We start from the raw sequence: 18,248 nt of genomic DNA on the forward strand, positions 1-18,248 counted from the left end.
GACACAGGAGATGCCGTCATTCCCTCACGGGCGCAACAACAGTCTGATGTCCTCGCCCACCTGGCGCTGGTCAACCACACGCAGGCGGCGCTGCTGGTCCATTGCATCGATGCCGAGGCCGGCCAGCAGCGGGCGTCCGTTATCGCCCAGCAACGTGGGGGCCTGGTACAGCAGCAGCTCGTCCACCCAGCCGCCGCGCAGCAGCGCACCGGCCAGCGTCGCGCCGGCTTCTGTATGCACTTCGTTGATGCCGCGCTCGGCCAGCAGCGCCAGCACCGCGCCCAGGTCCAGCCGCCCTTCAACGCAGGGCACGCTGGCGAATTCGGCGTCGGCCGCATCCGGTGCACTCACCGCTGCATCGTGCAGGTACAGCGTCGGTGCCCCACCCTCGCGCACACGGCTGCACTCCAGTGAGCGCAGGCGCGAATCCAGCACCACGCGCAGTGGCGGCATCACCTCGGTATCGGCCAGGCGCGCGGTCAGCATCGGGTCGTCGGCCAGCACGGTATCGGCGCCGGTCAGGATCGCACCTGCGCGCGCGCGCCAGTGCTGCACGTCTTCGCGCGCGGCCGGGCCGGTGATCCACTTGGAGCTGCCATCGGCCATCGCGGTGCGACCGTCGACGCTGGCCGCCAGCTTCACCCGCAGCCACGGCCGGTTGCGCTCCACGCGCGATAGGAAGCCCTTGTTGAGCTCACGCGCCTGCGTCGCCATCAGTCCTTCGGCAACCTCGATGCCGGCATTGCGCAGCAGATCGAAGCCACCACCATCGACCTTCGGGAACGGATCGCGCATCGCGGCAACGACGCGCGACACGCCCGCTTCGATCAAGGCCAGCGCGCACGGCGGTGTGCGCCCGTAGTGCGCACAAGGCTCCAGGGTGACGTAGGCGGTGGCACCACGCGCCTCGCTTCCGGCCTCGCGCAGGGCGAACACTTCAGCATGCGGACCGCCGGCGCGCTGATGCCAGCCCTGCCCGACCACGCGTTCGCCGTGGGCGATGACGCAACCGACCATTGGGTTGGGGCGGGTGGTATAGGCAGCACGCTCGGCCAGGCGCAGTGCGTTGGCCATGTGCAGGTGGTCGAGGACGGAGAACGGGATGCTCATGCCACCATGGTACCGCCGCTGGCGTAGATCCATGCCATCAGTGCCAACCAAGGTTGGCCCCCACCAGAGCAACGGCCATTGTGCCAACCAAGGTTGGCACCCACCAAGGCAGAAGCGGTCAGCCCTTCTTCTTCTTGGTCAGGGCAATCACGTCGCCCAGCAGCTGCAGCTGTTCGGTACTGGACGGCAGGTCACGTTCCAGCTTCTCGATCTCCTCGCGGAAATCGGCAACGTCCTCGAAGCTGCGATAGACCGAAGCAAACCGCACATAGCCGACATGATCGAGCTTGCGCAGTTCGTTCATGACGAACTCGCCGACCTTGATCGAAGGCACTTCACGCTCGCCGCTGATGCGCAGCTGGTGAACCACCGCCCGCACCGCCGCTTCGATCTTGTCTTCGGCCACCGCACGCTTCTGCAGTGCGCGGTCGAAACCAGCGCGGACCTTGCGCTGGTCGAAGGCTTCGCGGGTGCCATCGCTCTTGATGATCGCCGGCAGCTTCAGTTCAACCGTTTCCATGGTGCTGAAGCGCTCGCCGCAGGCTTCGCATTCACGCCGACGGCGGATCGTCGCGCCGTCTTCGGAGACGCGCGAGTCGATGACCCGGGTATCGGCATGTTGGCAGAAGGGGCAATGCATGGAACGCCTGGCTCAGGGGGCAACCTAGATGCCACGGTCATGGCAGCGTCGCAAAGGTACCTGAGAAAGGGTCCAGCAGCAAATGCTGCCTGCGCGAAAGCCGGAATGGGCGCCTGATGCGCTCTTGGGCCGCCACTCAGCCGGCCGGGCCGGACGCCGGAGTATTCCCGCCCCAGCGCAACCACAACAGGTGCGCGGCCAGCACCAGCAGCAGTGGGCCAAACCCGAGAAAGCCCAAGGTCGAGATCTCCCCTTCCTTGAAGGTGAAATACAGCGTGGCGGCGACGACACCCAGCGCGGCCAGTATTCCCAGCACCAGGCCAATCCATGCGACCACCGGCGCCTGATGCAGGCCTGCGCGACCACGCCACAGGAAGAGGCCGCTCAGCCACATCCAGGACAGCAGGCCGAGCACTCCGGCCGATGACCAGAGCAGCAACAGCGAGTGCTCATCGCCAGTCAGATACTTGCCATCCAGCACGACCATCAACCCCAATACTGCCCCGGTGCCTCCTGCCGCCGCGGTGGGCAGGCCCACCAGCAGGCCTGCTATCCCCATCCATCGTTTGTGCTGCTGCTCATCCATGCGTTCCATTCCCTTTGATTGGCCGCGTCAGGCGCGGCGCTTGAGCCACACCAGCATGGCGGCCGGTACCAGCATCGACGGCCCCAGCAGCAGTAGTTCCAACGCGGCGCCCCCCTGCTGGAAGCCGAACCATGCGGTCATCCAGAGAACCGGCAGCGCTGCCAGCCCACCGGCCAGCAGCAGCCACCACCAGATCGCGCGCACCTGCAGGCCGGCCCGGCCCTGCAGCAGGTAGCCGGCGCTGAGCCACAGCCAGGCCAGGCAACCCGCCACGCCGGCCAGGCCCCACAGCAGTGGCACCAGATCGGGGGAGCGGTTGCCGCCGAAGGATTGCACGCCAACAACCAGGAACATCACCGCGACCGCGCCGCCCATCGCCAGGCCGGGCAGGCCGAGCAGTACCGCCAACGCGGCATACAGGTACTTGAGGCGGCGCTCATCCATGCGCGGTTACTCCGATGCCCGCGCTCGTACGGGCGGCACATCCACGGTATCGGCACGCGCACGCAGCAACATCAGCATGCCGGTGGGCACCAGCAGCGACGGCCCTGCGAAGAGACCGCTCACCACCGCCGGGCCCAACCCGGAGAAGGTATATATCGCCAATCCCAGCAACGGCAGGCCCGCCAGCACGCCCATGCCCAGCAACCACCACCAGCGTGGCGAGGCCGTGCGCAGGCCCTGCAGTCCATCACGCAACCAGATGACGCTGAGCGCGACCCAGGCCACCAGGCCGGCAAGCGCGGCCGTTCCCCAGACGCACATGACGGCAGCGAACCACAGCTTGTCAGCATCCAGCGAGACCAGGCCGATCACCCCCATGACCAGGGCGATGCAGGCACCGACGCCGCCCGCGAAAAGGCTGGGCAGGCCGAACAGCGCGGCCAGCACCACGTACAGATACTTGAGGCGGCGCTCATCCATGCGCGGTTGCTCCAATACCGGGGTCAGAGCCCTTCCCTGCGGGAAGGGATCCGACCCCTGTTTCGATCAGCCGTAGACCGGGTACTTGCGGCACTGCGCGCTGACGGCGTCGCGCACGCGGGCGATGACAGCGTCGTCGTTCGGTGCATCAAGCACGTCGGCGATCCAGTTGGCCAGGTCCACGCAGTCCTGTTCGACGTAGCCACGGGTGGTCACCGCCGGGGTGCCCAGGCGCAGGCCCGAGGTCACGAACGGCGAGCGCGGGTCGTTCGGCACCGAGTTCTTGTTGACGGTGATGTGGGCCTTGCCCAGCGCGGCCTCCGCGTCCTTGCCGGACACGTCCTTGCCGATCATGTCGACCAGCATCAGGTGGTTCTGGGTACCACCGGAGACGATCTTGTAGCCGCGCGCGATCAGCGTGTTGGCCATCGCCTGGGCGTTCTTCACCACCTGCTGCTGATAGGCCTTGAAGCCCGGTTCCAGCGCTTCCTTGAAGGCCACGGCCTTGCCGGCGATGACGTGCATCAGCGGACCACCCTGGATGCCCGGGAACACGATCGACTGCAGCTTCTTGACCAGGTCTTCGTCGGCGCCCTTGGCGACGATGATGCCGCCACGCGGGCCGCGCAGGGTCTTGTGGGTGGTCGAGGTGACCACGTGAGCATGTTCCAGCGGGCTCGGGTAGACGCCGGCGGCGACCAGGCCGGCGACGTGCGCCATGTCCACGAACAGGTAGGCACCGACCTTGTCGGCGATGGCACGGAAGCGCGCCCAGTCGATCACCTGCGAGTAGGCCGAGAAACCAGCCACGACCATCTTCGGCTTGTGCTCCAGGGCCAGGCGCTCGACTTCGTCGTAATCGATCAGGCCCTGGTCGTTCACGCCGTACTGCACGGCGTTGAACAGCTTGCCCGAGGCATTCACCTTGGCACCGTGGGTGAGGTGGCCGCCGTGGGCCAGGCTCATGCCAAGGATGGTGTCGCCCGGCTGCAGCAGCGCGAAGTACACGGCCTGGTTGGCCTGCGAACCGCTGTGCGGCTGCACGTTCGCGTAGTCGGCGCCGAACAGCTGCTTCAGGCGGTCGATCGCCAGCTGCTCGGCGATGTCCACGTATTCGCAGCCACCGTAGTAGCGCTTGCCCGGGTAGCCTTCGGCGTACTTGTTGGTCAGCTGGCTGCCCTGGGCTTCCATCACCGCCGGGCTGGTGTAATTCTCGCTGGCGATCAGCTCGACGTGGTCTTCCTGGCGCTGGGTTTCAGCGGCGATGGCCTTGGCCAGTTCGGGATCGTAGGATTCGATGCGGACGTCACGCGGGAACATCGGGTACTCCAGCAGGCAGGGAAAAGGGGTACGGCTCAGCCCTCGATTGTAGCCCCGCACTGGCCCGCTGGGGCCGAAACGGACGGGGCCGGCATTCCCGAAGGAATCCGGCCCCGTATGGTTTCGAGGGATGTTGTGGGGTCAGACCCCTTTCCGATGGAAAGGGGTCCGACCCCGGCCGCGATCCTCAGCGGCTGCTGAGCACGTACTGGGCGATCACACCGGTGGCGATGGCCACCAGCAGCATGTTGCCGCGGTCATCGCGGATCCACTGGTGCCCGTAGGGCGGGCGACGCAGGTTGTAGCGCGGGTAGTCGTTCACCACGTAGATCGGGCCGCGGTAGTAGTCGCGATAGCGGTGGCCGACCTTCCAGCCATAGCCCGGGCCGTAGGCCGGACGATAGACCACGCGCGGCGGTGCCGGGCGGTAATAGCGGTCATGGTCGCGATGCCAGTCGCGACGGTCGCGTTCCCAGTCGCGACGGGCCTCGCGGCGGTCGCGCTCCCAGTCGCGGCGCTCCTGGCGCCACTCACGGCGATCCTCGCGCCATTCACGGCGGTCGTGGTCGCGGCGATGGTCGTTGTCGGCGAATGCCGGGGCCACGGCGCCCAGTGCCAGCACAGAGGCCACGGCACTGGCCATTACTCGATTGATGCGCATGTCAGACCTCTGCTTGGTGGGTGGTGAGCCCATATTGCGCAACCGATCTGAACCGTTTCCGGCTGGAAACGCTTCCCGCTGCAGGACTGTGACCGAGTATTCAGGCGATAGCCAGCCCGGCGGCGCCTCCCGGGAGCGGCCCGGAACCGGTTCCGGCTATAATTGGCGGTATTCCATTTCAGTCTGTGCCCGCTGCCGCAACGGGATCTACCCGTGACGGGTCGGGCGCAGGGCCGCGCCTACGGAGACCGCATGTCCTCGCAATACATCTACACCATGAACCGCGTGTCCAAGGTGGTCCCGCCCAAGCGGCAGATCATCAAGGACATCTCGCTGTCCTTCTTCCCGGGCGCGAAGATCGGCCTGCTGGGCCTGAACGGCGCCGGCAAGTCCACCGTGCTGAAGATCATGGCCGGCGTGGACACCGATTTCGAGGGCGAGGCCCGCCCGCAGCCGGGCATCAAGGTCGGTTACCTGGCGCAGGAACCGGAACTGGACCCGACCAAGACCGTGCGTGAAGCGGTCGAGGAAGGCGTGGGCGAAGTGCTGCAGGCCCAGGCCGCGCTGGAAGCGGTGTACGCCGCCTACGCCGAGGAAGGCGCCGACTTCGACGCGCTGGCCAAGGAACAGGAGCGCCTGGAGGCGATCCTGGCCGCTGGCGACGCACACACGCTGGAAAACCAGCTGGACGTGGCCGCCGACGCGCTGCGCCTGCCGCCGTGGGATGCCATCGTCGGCAAGCTGTCAGGTGGTGAAAAGCGCCGCGTGGCCCTGTGCCGCCTGCTGCTGCAGAAGCCGGACATGCTGCTGCTCGACGAACCGACCAACCACCTCGACGCCGAGTCGGTGGAATGGCTGGAACAGTTCCTGGCGCGCTACACCGGCACCGTGGTGGCCGTCACCCACGATCGCTACTTCCTGGACAACGCCGCCGAGTGGATCCTGGAACTGGACCGCGGCCGCGGCATTCCGTGGAAGGGCAACTACACCGACTGGCTGACCCAGAAGGACGAGCGCCTGAAGCAGGAAGACAACCAGGAAAAGGCCCGCCAGAAGGCGATCCAGAAGGAACTGGAGTGGTCGCGCCAGAACGCCAAGGGCGGCCGCACCAAGGGCAAGGCCCGTCTGGCCCGCCTGGAAGAGCTGCAGTCGGTCGATTACCAGAAGCGCAACGAGACCAACGAAATCTTCATCCCGCCGGGCGAGCGCCTGGGCAATGCGGTGATGGAGTTCAAGAACGTCTCCAAGAAGTTCGGCGACCGCCTGCTGTTCGACAACCTGAGCTTCCTGGTGCCGGCCGGTGCCATCGTCGGCATCATCGGCCCGAACGGTGCCGGTAAGTCGACCCTGTTCAAGATGATCACCGGCCAGGAAAAGCCGGATACCGGCGAGATCGTGGTCGGCCCGACCGTGAAGCTGTCCTACGTGGACCAGAGCCGCGACGCGCTGGAAGGCAACCACAACGTCTTCCAGGAAATCGCTGGCGGCCTGGACATCCTCAACATCAACGGCATCGAGATCCAGTCGCGCGCCTACATCGGCCGCTTCAACTTCAAGGGCCAGGACCAGCAGAAGATGGTCGGTTCGCTGTCCGGTGGTGAGCGTGGCCGCCTGCACATGGCCAAGACCCTGCTGCAGGGTGGCAACGTGCTGCTGCTCGACGAACCGTCCAACGACCTGGACATCGAAACCCTGCGTGCGCTGGAAGATGCGCTGCTGGAGTTCCCGGGCAACACCTTCGTCATTTCGCACGACCGCTGGTTCCTGGATCGCATTGCGACCCACATCCTGGCGTTCGAAGGCGACTCGCACGTGGAGTTCTTCCAGGGCAACTACCGCGAGTACGAAGAAGACAAGCGCCGCCGCATGGGCGACGACGCCGCGCCGAAGCGCCTGCGCTTCAAGGCGCTGAAGTAAGGCAACCGGAAAGGCCGCGCTCGCGCGGCCTTTCTCATTTCGGTAGGTCACCACCGTTGGTGGTGACGCTTTGAAGCGTACCGACCAACGGTCGGTACCCACGTTCTGCATTCGGGTAGGTCACGACCGTTGGTCGTGACACCTTACTGTCGCGAGAAGCCCCATGTCCCTGTTCGAGCGCCTGTTCCAGCTGCAGCAGCACGGCACCACCGTGCGCACCGAGCTGCTGGCCGGTGTCACCACCTTCCTGACGATGTCCTACATCGTCTTCGTGAACCCCGAGATTCTCGGCACCACCGGCATGGATGCGGGCGCGGTGTTCGTGGCCACCTGCCTGGCCGCCGCACTGGGTTCGGCGGTGATGGCGCTGGCCGCCAACTTCCCGGTCGGCATGGCACCAGGCATGGGCCTGAACGCGTTCTTCGCCTTCACCGTGGTCGGCGCCGCCGGCCTGCCGTGGCAGCAGGCACTGGGTGCGGTGTTCATCTCAGGCCTGGTGTTCCTGGTGCTGTCGCTGACCGGAGTACGCGCGTGGCTGGTGTCGGGTATTCCCTCATCGCTGCGCTCGGCCATCGTGGCCGGCATCGGCCTGTTCCTGGCGATCATCGCGCTGCAGAAGTCCGGCGTGATCGTCGGCAATGAAGACACACTGGTGGCACTGGGCCCGTTGAACACGGCGCCGCCGCTGCTGGCACTGGCCGGCTTCCTGCTGATCGCGGTGCTGGAAGCGCGCCGCATCCGCGGTGCGATCCTGATCGGCATCCTGGCCGTGACCGGCGCTGGCTGGGCATTGGGCGACGTGCAGTACCAGGGTCTGGTCTCGCTGCCGCCGAGCCTGGCGCCGACCTTCCTGCAGCTGGACCTGCCGGGCCTGCTGCACCATGACGGCGGCGCACCCATCGCAGTGCTGCTGCAGGTGGTGCTGGTCTTCGTGCTGGTGGAAGTGTTCGATGCCACCGGCACGCTGTACGGCGTGGTCGGCCGTGCCGGCCTGCTGAAGCTGCCGGGTGCGCAGAAGCGTTTCGGCCGCGCGCTGCTGGCCGACAGCACCGCGATCGTGGCCGGCTCGATGCTCGGCACCAGCAGTACCACCGCTTTCGCTGAAAGTGCCTCGGGCGTGCAGGTGGGCGGCCGCACCGGCCTGACCGCACTGGTGGTGTCGGCGCTGTTTCTGGCGGCGCTGCTGTTCTCGCCGTTGGCAGCGATGGTGCCCAGCTATGCCACCGCGCCGGCCCTGTTGTTCGTGGCTGGCCTGATGCTGCGTGAGCTGGTGGAAGTGGACTGGAGCGACCTGACCGAATCGGTGCCGGCGGCGCTGTGTGCGCTGGCGATGCCGTTCACCTACTCGATTGCCAACGGCCTGGCGTTCGGCTTCATCGCCTATGCCGCGCTGAAGGCGGGTACCGGGCGCTGGCGCGAAGTGCATCCGGCGGTGTGGCTGGTGGCGGTGCTGTTCACCCTGCGCTACGCGTTGGAATAAGCGGTAGGCGATGCCGGCCAGCGGCCGGCACTACCAGATGGTGATTCACCTGCCATCCGGGGCGCGATGCCGGCCAGCGGCCGGCACTACCGGGTGGTGATTCACCTGCCACCTTGGGCGCGATGCCGGCCAGCGGCCGGCACCACCCGGCGCGGGGTTCACCTTCCACGCACGGTGCTCTGGGATGATGCAGGCATGGTTCGGCCCGACCTTCCCGCGGATCCGTCTTCGCCGTTGCGCCGCCGGCTGCTGCGCGCGGCGGTTCTGGCGCCGTTGGCCGCTACCCTCGCCACCCTGCCCGGCTGCTCGCTGCCGGTGCAGGTGGATGGCACCTTCCTGCAGCCGTGGCGCAGCCACCTGCAGTGGCGCCTGGCCGACTGGCAGCGATCCTTGAAGCTTGCGCATACGCTGGGCTGCCGTCAGCTGGTGCTGCAGTGGACTGGCATCGTCGGTGGCAGCGACGGCGACTGGTCGCTGCCCGACGGTAGCCTGCAGCAGCTGTTCACCGCGGCCAGCGAGAACGACATCCGCATCCGCGTCGGCCTGCCCTTCCAGCAACGCTGGTGGCAGGCGATCGCTGCCGACGACGCCACGCTGCAGGCCTTCCTGGCCGACAGCCTGGCGCACGCACGTAGCTGGTTGGCACAGGCGCCCTGGGCGCAGCAGCCGGCCTTCGAGGGCTGGTACCTGCCCTACGAACTGGAGCAGTACCACTGGGCTGACCCGGCCCGCCAGCAGTGGCTGGCGCAATGGCTGCACCGGCTGGTGCAGGCCGCCAGCGCGCGCGGCGGCGACTGTGCGATTTCCTGCTACTTCAGCCGCCTGCAGACCGACGGCAACCTGGTCATGCTGTGGCAGGCGGTGCTGGCACAGGCCACGCTGCGGCCGATGGTGCAGGACGGCGTGGGCGTTGCCGGCGCTGGCAACGTGCAGCAGCTGCAACCGCTGCTCGATCATTTCCACGCACACGGCATCGGTTTCGATGCGATCGTTGAGTTGTTCCGCGAACTGCCTGGCGGTCCCGCCGACGGCAGCGGATTCAAGGGCGAAACGGCCGATGCCGCACGCGTCCAGCGGCAGTTGGCATGGGCACGCGCCAGCGGCGCACAGCACGTGCTGGTCTATGCGCTGGAGCCATGGCTGACCCAGGACACACCGCAGGCCGCCGCGCTGCGACGACGTTGGGGCCTGCCTCAGTAGTAGAGGATGGCGGTGGCGAACAGGCCCTTGGCGCGCTGCGTATCGCCGCCACCGATGGCGAAGCGGTACTGCACGGTCAGGTCCAGGTAGGAACGCGGCGTGTTGTAGTGGTCCTCGCGGAACCAGTAGCGCACGCCCACGCCTGGCCCTGCGCCGAGTGACCAGCTGCGCTGCGTATCGTTGAGCGCGAACGACTGCGCCGGGAACAGCGGGTAACGGATGTCGCGCACCCGCGAGCGCTGGTCCAGCCAGTCCGCCCCCACCACGACATACGGCGTGACCACCCAATGGGTCTGCCCGGCACCAAAGCGGAAGCTGCGGCCGGCGCGTAGTTCACCGGCAGCGAACCACTGTTCGCGATGCAGGCGCCCGTTGGCATCGCCGATTCGACGCACCGGCGCGCCATTGGCATCGAGTGCATCGAGGGTGAAGTGCGCGCTGTTGTCATCCCAGGTATAGCCGCCCTGCGCGTAGCCGCTGACCATCCACCACCGGTTGACGTCGGTGCGCAGATCGGTGCCGTGGTAATAGCCATAGGTCAGGTAGGACATCCAGCCACCGGAACCGCTGGCCAAGCGGTAGCGGGCCAGCGTGCTGGCTTCCAGTGGCGGGTTCCGGGCCAGCTGCAGGCGGCACTGCACGGCCGCCGAGGCGGGGTAGACCTCGCCCTGGCGGGTTGCGCTGCCGAGGAACTGGCGGCGCTCGAGGCCGGCGCTCAGGCCGGTCTGGCCGAAGGCGTAGCGCATGCCGAACGAAGCGATGGTGGACGGCCAGCCGGTGGTGGAACGCGAATGGCTGAGGCGTTCGGCGCGTGCACGCGCATCCGGCGTTGATTCGCCGGTGCACGGGTCCACCGCGCGGATCGATTCGTAAGTGCCACCCTCGTCGTACAGCGTGTTGAGCAGGCGTGCGTAGAGTTCCAGCGTGCCATGCTGGTCGTTGAAGGCCGGGGGCCGCCAGAACGCCTCCAGCGTGCTGAACACCGAATCGCCCGGCGTGCTGATCGCTGCACCGCCGACATTGGTCGCCGCCTGGCGCGCACCACGGAAACCCGCCGAGGCGATCACGCCCCACTCGCGCGAGTAATTGGCGATGGCATTGCGCACGTTGTAGCGTTGGCGCTCATCCAGTGGCAGCTCACCGGCATCGGCGCGATCAATGGCGCTACGCAGCAGCGTCACCGCCTGTGGATGGTCGCCGTTGGCTGCGCTGGCGTAGGCCTGGTCGAGCACTACGCTTTTCGGTGCCCTGCCGGTGGCCTCGGCGGCACGGAAATCGGCCAGTGCGCGCGCCGGCTCATGGGCCTTCTGGTTGAGGTAGCCGCGCTGCATCAGCGCCCCCGCGTCATCAGGGTGCTGTGCCAGTGCCGCATCCAGGCGCTGCCGCGCTTCATCCTGCTGGGCACGGTTGCCCGCCGCCAGCGTGGTGGTCAGCAGGCCTTGCAGGTTCGCGTCGTCCGGCGCGAGTTGCACGGCCTGCCGTGCCTCACCGATGGCATCGGCGTAATCCTGGCGCGCATAGGCAGCGTAGGCACGCTGTGCGGCACCACCATCGCCCTGCAGGTCGGCCGGCATCAGCTCGCAGACGCTGCCGCTGTCAACGGACTGGCAGTGCTGGACTGGTGCCAGGTACGCTTCGGCACCGATGCGGGGAAGCTCGCGACTGGAGCGGATCGCCCGGCTGCGTTGCTCGATGCCCTGCTGCAAAAGCTGCTGTGACCGTGCATCGCCTTCACCTGCCGGTACCGCCGCCTGCAACGGTGCCAGCAGTGCAGCTGCGCGCAACCGATCGCCTGCGGCCAGCGCCGCATCCACCGCCAGCAGGCGCACGTTGCGCTGCTGCATTGCTGACCCCGGCGCAGCGAGTGCGGTGTCGAAGTCCTCATTGGCGAGCACGGTATTGCCCTGGCGCTGGCGCAGGTAGCCGCGCATCACCCGTGCATTGAGATCCTGGCCGTCGGCCTGCAACGCCTGGTCGGCACTGCGCTCAGCGTCGGCCAGCTGATCGCCCTGCAGCTGCGCGGTGATCAGCAGCAACCGGTATGAAGCAACGTCGGGGGCCAGCTCCACGGCAGCGTGCGCCTGCTCAATGGCGGCGGCATTCTCGCCTGCAGACAGCGATTGATAGGCCTGCTGGGCCAGCAGCAGCGCGCGTTGGCGGCCCAGTGCCACCCGCCGCGCGCGCAACTCCTCGACGTTCGGTGCGCCCAGCTGCAGCGCGGTACCGATGGCGGCGTCGGCCTGTCCGGGCTGTTGCTGTGCCTCCAGCGCCGCCACCCACAGCAGCGCCCATGCGCCCTGTTGCGGCTGCTGCCGGAACGCCTGCTCGGCCTTGCTGGCGGCGACGCCCATGTGGCCGGCGTCGTAGGCCGCATAGGCTTCGGTTGCCAGCATATAGGCCTGCCGGCTATTGCGGTCGGTCACCGTTGCGGGTGCACGCGGTACCGCTCCGGTACGCGCCGCACCTGTGCTCGTCCTGGGTGCAGCGGCCAGCGCCGGCAAGGCCGGATCCTTCAACCCCGCATCCAGTGCACGACGTGCCTGCTGCTGCGCCTCGGCACCCCGCCCCAGTTTCTGCAGCGCATAGATCTGCAGCAGGCGCAGCCGCACCACGTCCGGGCGCAACCGGATCGCTTCGCTGGACTGCCGGTAGGCCGCGGGGTAATCGCCACGTTCATAGGCGGCAAACGCCTGCTCGGCGATGCGGTAGGCGGCACCGGACAATGGCAGTGGTGCATCGGTCTGTGCCAGCACCGGCGCGGCGGCCGTGGCCAATGCCACGGTGATGACAGTGGACAGCAGCGTGGTCTTCATGCCGGCAAGGCTCCGGGCGGCGGTGACTGCAGCGTGGCCGCACGCCGGCGCTGCTCCTGCATCGCCTGGGCCACGGCCTCTTCAGTGGTGATGCCCTGCTTGACCAGGTAGTCGCCGATGCGGCCGTCGCGCTGCGGCATGTAGTCGTCCAGTGCGATCTCGAAGCGTGCGTGATCGATCAGGCGCATTTCCACCAGCAGATCGCCCAGCAGGGGCACGTTGTCCAGCTGCCATTGCCGGTCGCCACCGATCAGCCGCAGGCCGGCGTTGATCTCGCTTTCGCGGGCGATACTCTGTTCAATGTGGTTGCTGCGCGTCTCCTGCTTCAGCAGGGCCAACGCGTCTTCGGGCAACGGGCTGGCCACGGCCAGCCGCAGGGTGCCTTCCTGGCGCGGCGGCAGCGGCAGCATGCGCCATTGCACGCAGGCATCGGCACTGATCGGGAACTGGCAGGCGCGCAGGTAGTCCACGTCGATAACCGCGCGTGGCAGGTCACCCTGGAAGGCGATGGCCTCGGCCAGCGTTTCATCATCCAACCAGCCCTGGGTGAGCAGGATGCGGCCCAGCGGTTGCTGGCGGCCTGCCTGCTGCTGCTCCAGCGCCTGCTGCAGGCGTTCGGGTTCCACCGCCTGCCAGGTGGTCAACAGCTCACCGAGCTGCTTGCGGGTCTGCACCAGCTGCGCCGCATCGGGGAAGTCGTGCATGGTCTTGTCCCAGACCATGCGCTTGCCGAACAGCAGGTAGGCCAGGAACACCTTCCAGGCACGGGCGGTGGCCATGAAATTGATCATGTTGCCGACCACCATGCGCGGGATCGACATCAGCGCGTGCTCCCAGCCGTACAACCGGTTGACGAAGTAGAAGCGCTGCACGATCCGGGTCGCCAGCGCTGCGGTGGTCAGCAGCGCGACATTCATCTGCCAGGTACCGGCCTGGAACACGCTGGGAAACTGCATCGTCCACAGCCCGGTCATCTTCAACAGCCAGAACAGCAGCAGCTGCAGGAAGATGATGTAGGCGATGATGCTGACGAACGAGGTGATGATGCCCTTTCGGTCGCGCGCCAGCAGGTACTTGGTGGCCAGCGATCCGCGCCAGCCCAGCGACTCCCAGCTCTGCAGGCCGATGCCCAGCACCCAGCGCGCCTTCTGCCGGTACGACGCGCGGAAGTTGTCGGGGAAGTACTCGCGAACGCACAGCGCCATCTGCTGGGTGCGCTCGCGCACCGGCCCCCAGCCGAACCAGGATGGGCGGCGCACGCGGAACTGCACGGGGAAGCGGGCGAAGATCGACTGCATGCCCATGGCTGCCAGCCTCGCGCCGACGTCGTAATCCTCGGTGAGGCTGTCGGTGTTGAAAGGCTGGTTGTCGGTCTGCGCGCTCAATGCCAGCAGCGCGCGCCGCGAGAAACAGGTACCAACACCGGCCGACGGCACCATGCCGGACACGCTCTCGCGCACCACCAGATCCTTGGCGTGCCATTCGGCGAACTCGTCCATGTAGACCCCGGCCACCAGTTCGTACCACTCGCGGTCTAGCGAGGTGACCGGCAGCTGGATCATGTCCTTGCGCGGCAGCAGGTAGTTGTAGAAGCGCAGTTCCATCGGGTGCAGCACGTCCTCGCTGTCGTGCAGGATCACGCCGGCGAACTCGATGTCGTGGCGCTTCTCGTAATCGAAGATCGCCAGGATCAGCCAGTTCAGGCAGTCGGCCTTGCTGGTCGGCCCGTCATGCGGCACCTCCACGCGGCGCAGGCGCTTGTAGCGGCGGCGCATGCGCTCGACTTCATCGATGGTCTGCTGGTCGTTGGGATAGGTGCCGACGAACACGACGTACTCACGGTAGTCGAGCACGTTGATCATGTTCTCCACCATCTGCGCGATGACGTCGTACTCCATCCACGCCGGCACCATGATTGCCAGCGGCTGTTGCGGCCGCTGCATCAGGTCTTCCTGGGTCAGCGGCCGGTACGCTTCGCGGCGCTTGATGGTGAGCGCGCGCCAACTCTCGCGCACCCAGTACCAGACGTCGATGAACAGATCATCAAGGCTGGAGATCAGGATCAGCACGGCCACCGCCGCCGCCGTGGTTTCCAGGACGGCGTAGTAGTTGGCCAGCTGGATGTTCCAGAACAGACCGTCCACGGTGGATCAGTGCCCTGTGTTGGCGGACTTGCGGCGGCGCACCTGGGTGACGCGGGCGGCCAGCAGCGCGAACACGATCACGCCGACCAGCAGCAGCAACCAGACCATGTGCCGTTCCCACTTCGATTGTGGATTGCCATCCTGGGCAACTCGGCCCCCGTAAGGATCCTGGCGATCGAACTCGCGCACGGCATCACTGCCGTCGAGCACCGCCAGATCACCGCGCAGCAGCCGGAACGGTGCGCCGAACGACGGTGCCTGTGCACCCAGATCGCTGTACAGCACGCCAAGCTGGCCGCCGGAGGTGCCGACCTGCACCACCGCGGCGCGATCCAGGCCGCTGACATCCAGCAGCGGCTGAGGCTTCCCGCCGATCAGCAGGTGGCCGTCCTTCAGGCCGGCCACATCGACACCCGACGGCGCCACACCGAAAGCCAGCCACGGCGCACCCGGGCTGATCGCCGCACCGGCATCGACCACCTTCAGCTCCGACGCCTCTGGCGAGGCCCCCACTGCACTGGCCACCGCGATCACCTTGCGCAGCGATGCCGGCGCGTCCTGCAGCCACGTAGCGGGCACGAACATCTGGTTGCCGCGTGACAGCTGGCTGCTGGCACCGACGAAGTCACTGCCCAGCGAACGTTTGGCCAGGGTCAGGTGGCTGCTGGGCAGGATCGAGACCGGATACGCGGTGGCCGGATCGTGGCAATAGGGGCGTGCCGGCTGGCGCAGGAAGCTGACGCGGATCTCGTTGCGTGCCGACAGCGCGTAGGCCGGCACCCTGGCCACCAGCCGCTGCGGCTGGCCGTTGGCCGACAGCACCTTGCCGCCCAGCAGGTAATCGTTGAAATGGATCGTGGCCACCGCGCCCTGCCCGGCCGCATTGGGGGCCGCCGAGACATCGATCACCACTTCCTCGGGCAGGCGGCCGTCGGCCGACAGCGCCCCCAGATCAAAGCTGGCGCTGCGGTCGGCGCGGGTCACCACATCCATGGAGCCGGCAATGTTGCCGAGCCGGCTCAGCAGCACCTGGTCACCGTCCAGCTTCGGCGTGCCCGCTGCGCTGACCTGCAGGCTACGGCCCAGCGCATAGCTGCGCCACTGTTCGGCGAACAGCCCGGCGACCTTGCCCGCCGCCGCCGGGTCGACTACCAGCGTCGGACGGCCGGCAACGGCCACCACGCGGACCGAGGCGGTGGCCGCGGGCTTTTCCAGGCCGCCCATGTCGGTACCGCGCCACGCGGCGAACGCGGTGCCCGCATCGGCGCCGGTGGCGCCGACCTGTGCAGCGAGCGCATCCAGTCCCGCGCGCACGCCGGCCCGCAGCGCATCGCTGCCGATCATCACCTCGGCGGCCAGCGGCCCACTGTCACGCAGCGACAGCAGTGCCCCCACTTCGGCCAGATCCTTGATCGCATGCGCGCGCTCGCCAGTGGCCAGCGCGGCATAGGCCGGCACGACCTGCAGGCTGGCCGGGATGCTGATGCCGGTCAGGTCGACGCTGTCACCGACCTTGGGCAGCGCCAGCACCTGCACCTGCTTGCCACCGGCCTGCAGGGCCGTGCCAATGCGCCAGGCCGCGTCGTAGATGGGGGCCTGCAGCGCCTTGCCGTCCACCAGCAGGCGCACCTGCGGGGGCAGCGCGCCCCAGGCCTTGGCCACGGTGTCCACGGCGCGGCCGTCGAAGCGGTAGCTGAAGCGCGAGTCCGGCGACAGCCGCAGCACGTTGGCCGGCGCGCTCTGGTCGGCACATTGGTAGTCGGACACGATCGACCACCAGCCGACGCCGACCCGCACGAAGCCGTTCTGGCGGGGTTCGCCATCGATGGCCAGCAGCTGGCTGGCGTCACCCTGTGCATCGGTGATCGAGCGTGCGGCGATCGGATCGCCATCGACCGACCACAGGCCGGACGTGCGCCCGGCATGGCCGCGCACGTAGCGCCCGTCCAGCTGCAGCTGCGCATCGCGGGTGGCGACACCGGCCGGCACCGGCAGGTAGATCTCGCGCTGGCTCTCCTGCCCGCTGAGCACCAGCGGTTGGCGGAAACCGAGTTCGCGCAGGGTCATCTGCCGGCTGACCGTGCTGTCACCGCTCCACTCGGCGAACTGGCCGGCGACGCTGTCGGCGGCATGGGCACTGCCAACCACGCCCGACAGGACGAACGCGGCGGCGGATGCAAACAGGGGAGAGCGGCCGGTCTGGGTCATGGCGTCACTTCGCGTGGGTGGGGGTGGAGGGCGCCGCTGCTGCGGAGGCCGGGCGAGAATTCGGGAAGCGGCGTGCCACGCAGGGCGGCGACGATGCGCGCGCTGGCGCGGCCATCGCCGTAGGGGCTGGCGTCGGGATCGAAGCGGGTCGGGTGCGGTGGTTGTGCCAGTGCCGCGTTGACCGCCTCGACAATGCGCGAGGGCGTGGTGCCGACCAGCGTCACCACACCGGCCTCGACCGCCTCCGGGCGTTCGGTGACGTCGCGCATGACCAGCACCGGCTTGGCCAGCGCCGGTGCCTCTTCCTGCACGCCACCGGAGTCGGTGAGGATGACGTCGGCGCGCTGCATCAGCCGCACGAAGCGCAGGTAGTCCTGCGGCGGCACCAGGTGCACGTTGTCGAGATGGCCGAGGTGGGCGTTGACCGGGCCCTGCACGTTCGGGTTCAGATGCACCGGGTACAGCACCTGCAGGTCCGGCCGCCGGGCCAGCTCAGCCAGCGCGCGGCAGATGTCCTCGAAGCCCTGGCCGAAGCTCTCGCGGCGGTGGCCGGTAACCAGCAGCAGGCGACGATCGGGGTCAAGCATGTGGAAGGGTTCGTCAGCCCGCGCACGCAGCGCCGGGTCGGCATCCAGGCGCTCTACGGTCTGCTGCAGGGCATCGATGACGGTGTTGCCGGTGACCAGGATCTGCCCGCCCAGGTGTTCACCGGCCAGGTTGGCGCGCGAGCTGGGCGTCGGCGCGTACAGCTGGTGGCCGACCACATCGATCACCCGCCGGTTCATTTCCTCCGGCCACGGCCGGTTGATGTCACCGGTGCGCAGTCCGGCCTCGACATGGCCGATCGGAATGCGGTGGTGGAACGCGGCCAGAGCGGCGGTCATCGCGGTGGTGGTATCGCCGTGCACCAGCACCCGATCCGGACGAACCTGCGTGTACAGCGCGTCAAGCCGCTCGAACAGCTTCGCGCACAAGCCATTGAGGGTCTGGTTGGGCACCATGACATCGAGGTCATGGTCGGCGGTGATCTCGAACAGCGACATCACCTGGTCCAGCATTGCCCGGTGCTGGCCGGTGATGCAGACCACCGATTCGATGTCCGCAGCCTCGGCCAGGGCACGCACCAGCGGCCCCATCTTGATCGCTTCCGGTCGCGTGCCGAACACCGACAGGACCTTCACCGCAGCGCTCCGGACGGACGGCGCGAGGGAATGCCAGGAGCTGTAGCCACGTCTGGATCCTTTC

14 protein-coding genes are annotated in these 18,248 nt (G+C 67.7%); 3 read left to right on the top strand and 11 right to left on the bottom strand.

The genetic code is table 11. The features are described from left to right. Positions 1-24: 24 nt before the first annotated feature. The 7 genes from ribD to AC5P9L_RS00375 form a co-directional block, all read right to left on the bottom strand. Entirely contained in the window at positions 25-1,110 is a 1,086-nt protein-coding gene (gene ribD, locus AC5P9L_RS00345) for a bifunctional diaminohydroxyphosphoribosylaminopyrimidine deaminase/5-amino-6-(5-phosphoribosylamino)uracil reductase RibD (RefSeq protein ID WP_049397401.1), read from the bottom strand. 118 nt (positions 1,111-1,228) lie between these two features. Further along, a complete protein-coding gene (gene nrdR, locus AC5P9L_RS00350; protein ID WP_049397400.1) occupies positions 1,229-1,750 on the bottom strand; it encodes a transcriptional regulator NrdR in 522 nt (173 codons plus the stop codon). A 136-nt stretch (positions 1,751-1,886) separates the two neighbouring features. Then, positions 1,887-2,336 carry a hypothetical protein gene (locus tag AC5P9L_RS00355; protein ID WP_049397456.1) on the bottom strand — a complete coding sequence of 150 codons (450 nt, stop codon included), beginning with the start codon at positions 2,334-2,336 and terminating at the stop codon, positions 1,887-1,889. A gap of 27 nt (positions 2,337-2,363) precedes the next feature. Then, positions 2,364-2,780: a hypothetical protein gene (locus AC5P9L_RS00360; protein ID WP_049397398.1), complete on the bottom strand. Its 417-nt coding sequence runs from the start codon at positions 2,778-2,780 to the stop codon at positions 2,364-2,366. 6 nt (positions 2,781-2,786) lie between these two features. Next, entirely contained in the window at positions 2,787-3,260 is a 474-nt protein-coding gene (locus AC5P9L_RS00365; protein ID WP_049397397.1) for a hypothetical protein, read from the bottom strand. Positions 3,261-3,326: 66 nt separating this feature from the next. Further along, positions 3,327-4,580 carry a serine hydroxymethyltransferase gene (gene glyA, locus AC5P9L_RS00370; protein WP_010481990.1) on the bottom strand — a complete coding sequence of 418 codons (1,254 nt, stop codon included), beginning with the start codon at positions 4,578-4,580 and terminating at the stop codon, positions 3,327-3,329. A gap of 187 nt (positions 4,581-4,767) precedes the next feature. Continuing rightward, the gene (locus tag AC5P9L_RS00375) at positions 4,768-5,241 is read right to left on the bottom strand and encodes an RcnB family protein (RefSeq protein ID WP_012479128.1); all 474 of its coding nucleotides are present in this window, start codon (positions 5,239-5,241) and stop codon (positions 4,768-4,770) included. Between the two features lie 252 nt (positions 5,242-5,493). Between AC5P9L_RS00375 and ettA the strand changes: the two genes are divergently transcribed. The 3 genes from ettA (at position 5,494) to AC5P9L_RS00390 (ending at position 9,838) form a co-directional block, all read left to right on the top strand. After that, the gene (gene ettA / locus AC5P9L_RS00380) at positions 5,494-7,158 is read left to right on the top strand and encodes an energy-dependent translational throttle protein EttA (protein ID WP_005408049.1); all 1,665 of its coding nucleotides are present in this window, start codon (positions 5,494-5,496) and stop codon (positions 7,156-7,158) included. A 163-nt stretch (positions 7,159-7,321) separates the two neighbouring features. Next, entirely contained in the window at positions 7,322-8,638 is a 1,317-nt protein-coding gene (locus tag AC5P9L_RS00385) for an NCS2 family permease (protein WP_005408048.1), read from the top strand. A 195-nt stretch (positions 8,639-8,833) separates the two neighbouring features. Then, a complete protein-coding gene (locus tag AC5P9L_RS00390; protein WP_262101894.1) occupies positions 8,834-9,838 on the top strand; it encodes a DUF4434 domain-containing protein in 1,005 nt (334 codons plus the stop codon). Here AC5P9L_RS00390 and AC5P9L_RS00395 read toward each other — a convergent pair. Genes AC5P9L_RS00395 through wecB form a run of 4 tightly spaced genes read right to left on the bottom strand, consistent with a single transcriptional unit; the run spans position 9,832 to position 18,184 of the window. After that, the gene (locus tag AC5P9L_RS00395) at positions 9,832-12,651 is read right to left on the bottom strand and encodes an NfrA family protein (protein WP_138970072.1); all 2,820 of its coding nucleotides are present in this window, start codon (positions 12,649-12,651) and stop codon (positions 9,832-9,834) included. The two genes, AC5P9L_RS00390 and AC5P9L_RS00395, sit on opposite strands and share 7 nt — an antisense overlap. Further along, positions 12,648-14,795 carry a glycosyl transferase family protein gene (locus AC5P9L_RS00400; protein WP_138970073.1) on the bottom strand — a complete coding sequence of 716 codons (2,148 nt, stop codon included), beginning with the start codon at positions 14,793-14,795 and terminating at the stop codon, positions 12,648-12,650. Before AC5P9L_RS00400 ends, AC5P9L_RS00395 begins: the two co-directional genes overlap by 4 nt. A 6-nt stretch (positions 14,796-14,801) precedes the next feature. Next, positions 14,802-17,003, bottom strand: a complete 2,202-nt coding sequence (locus AC5P9L_RS00405) for a cellulose biosynthesis cyclic di-GMP-binding regulatory protein BcsB (RefSeq protein WP_262101892.1) — start codon at positions 17,001-17,003, stop codon at positions 14,802-14,804. Continuing rightward, on the bottom strand, positions 17,000-18,184 hold the full coding sequence (gene wecB / locus AC5P9L_RS00410) for a non-hydrolyzing UDP-N-acetylglucosamine 2-epimerase (RefSeq protein ID WP_262101891.1): 1,185 nt from the start codon (positions 18,182-18,184) through the stop codon (positions 17,000-17,002). The genes AC5P9L_RS00405 and wecB overlap by 4 nt, the downstream gene beginning before the upstream one ends. Positions 18,185-18,248 lie beyond the last annotated feature (64 nt).

The sequence above is a fragment of the Stenotrophomonas sp. YJH_SMC_64 genome (assembly GCF_059371375.1).

What these genes read in the sequence shown, in the direction of transcription:
- AC5P9L_RS00395 (WP_138970072.1), bottom strand. Translation starts at nt 12,651, where the DNA reads ATGAAGACCACGCTGCTGTCCACTGTCATCACCGTGGCATTGGCCACG.
- ettA (WP_005408049.1), top strand. Translation starts at nt 5,494, where the DNA reads ATGTCCTCGCAATACATCTACACCATGAACCGCGTGTCCAAGGTGGTC.
- AC5P9L_RS00360 (WP_049397398.1), bottom strand. Translation starts at nt 2,780, where the DNA reads ATGGATGAGCGCCGCCTCAAGTACCTGTATGCCGCGTTGGCGGTACTG.
- AC5P9L_RS00365 (WP_049397397.1), bottom strand. Translation starts at nt 3,260, where the DNA reads ATGGATGAGCGCCGCCTCAAGTATCTGTACGTGGTGCTGGCCGCGCTG.
- AC5P9L_RS00390 (WP_262101894.1), top strand. Translation starts at nt 8,834, where the DNA reads ATGGTTCGGCCCGACCTTCCCGCGGATCCGTCTTCGCCGTTGCGCCGC.
- nrdR (WP_049397400.1), bottom strand. Translation starts at nt 1,750, where the DNA reads ATGCATTGCCCCTTCTGCCAACATGCCGATACCCGGGTCATCGACTCG.
- AC5P9L_RS00375 (WP_012479128.1), bottom strand. Translation starts at nt 5,241, where the DNA reads ATGCGCATCAATCGAGTAATGGCCAGTGCCGTGGCCTCTGTGCTGGCA.
- glyA (WP_010481990.1), bottom strand. Translation starts at nt 4,580, where the DNA reads ATGTTCCCGCGTGACGTCCGCATCGAATCCTACGATCCCGAACTGGCC.
- AC5P9L_RS00385 (WP_005408048.1), top strand. Translation starts at nt 7,322, where the DNA reads ATGTCCCTGTTCGAGCGCCTGTTCCAGCTGCAGCAGCACGGCACCACC.
- AC5P9L_RS00405 (WP_262101892.1), bottom strand. Translation starts at nt 17,003, where the DNA reads ATGACCCAGACCGGCCGCTCTCCCCTGTTTGCATCCGCCGCCGCGTTC.
- AC5P9L_RS00355 (WP_049397456.1), bottom strand. Translation starts at nt 2,336, where the DNA reads ATGGATGAGCAGCAGCACAAACGATGGATGGGGATAGCAGGCCTGCTG.
- ribD (WP_049397401.1), bottom strand. Translation starts at nt 1,110, where the DNA reads ATGAGCATCCCGTTCTCCGTCCTCGACCACCTGCACATGGCCAACGCA.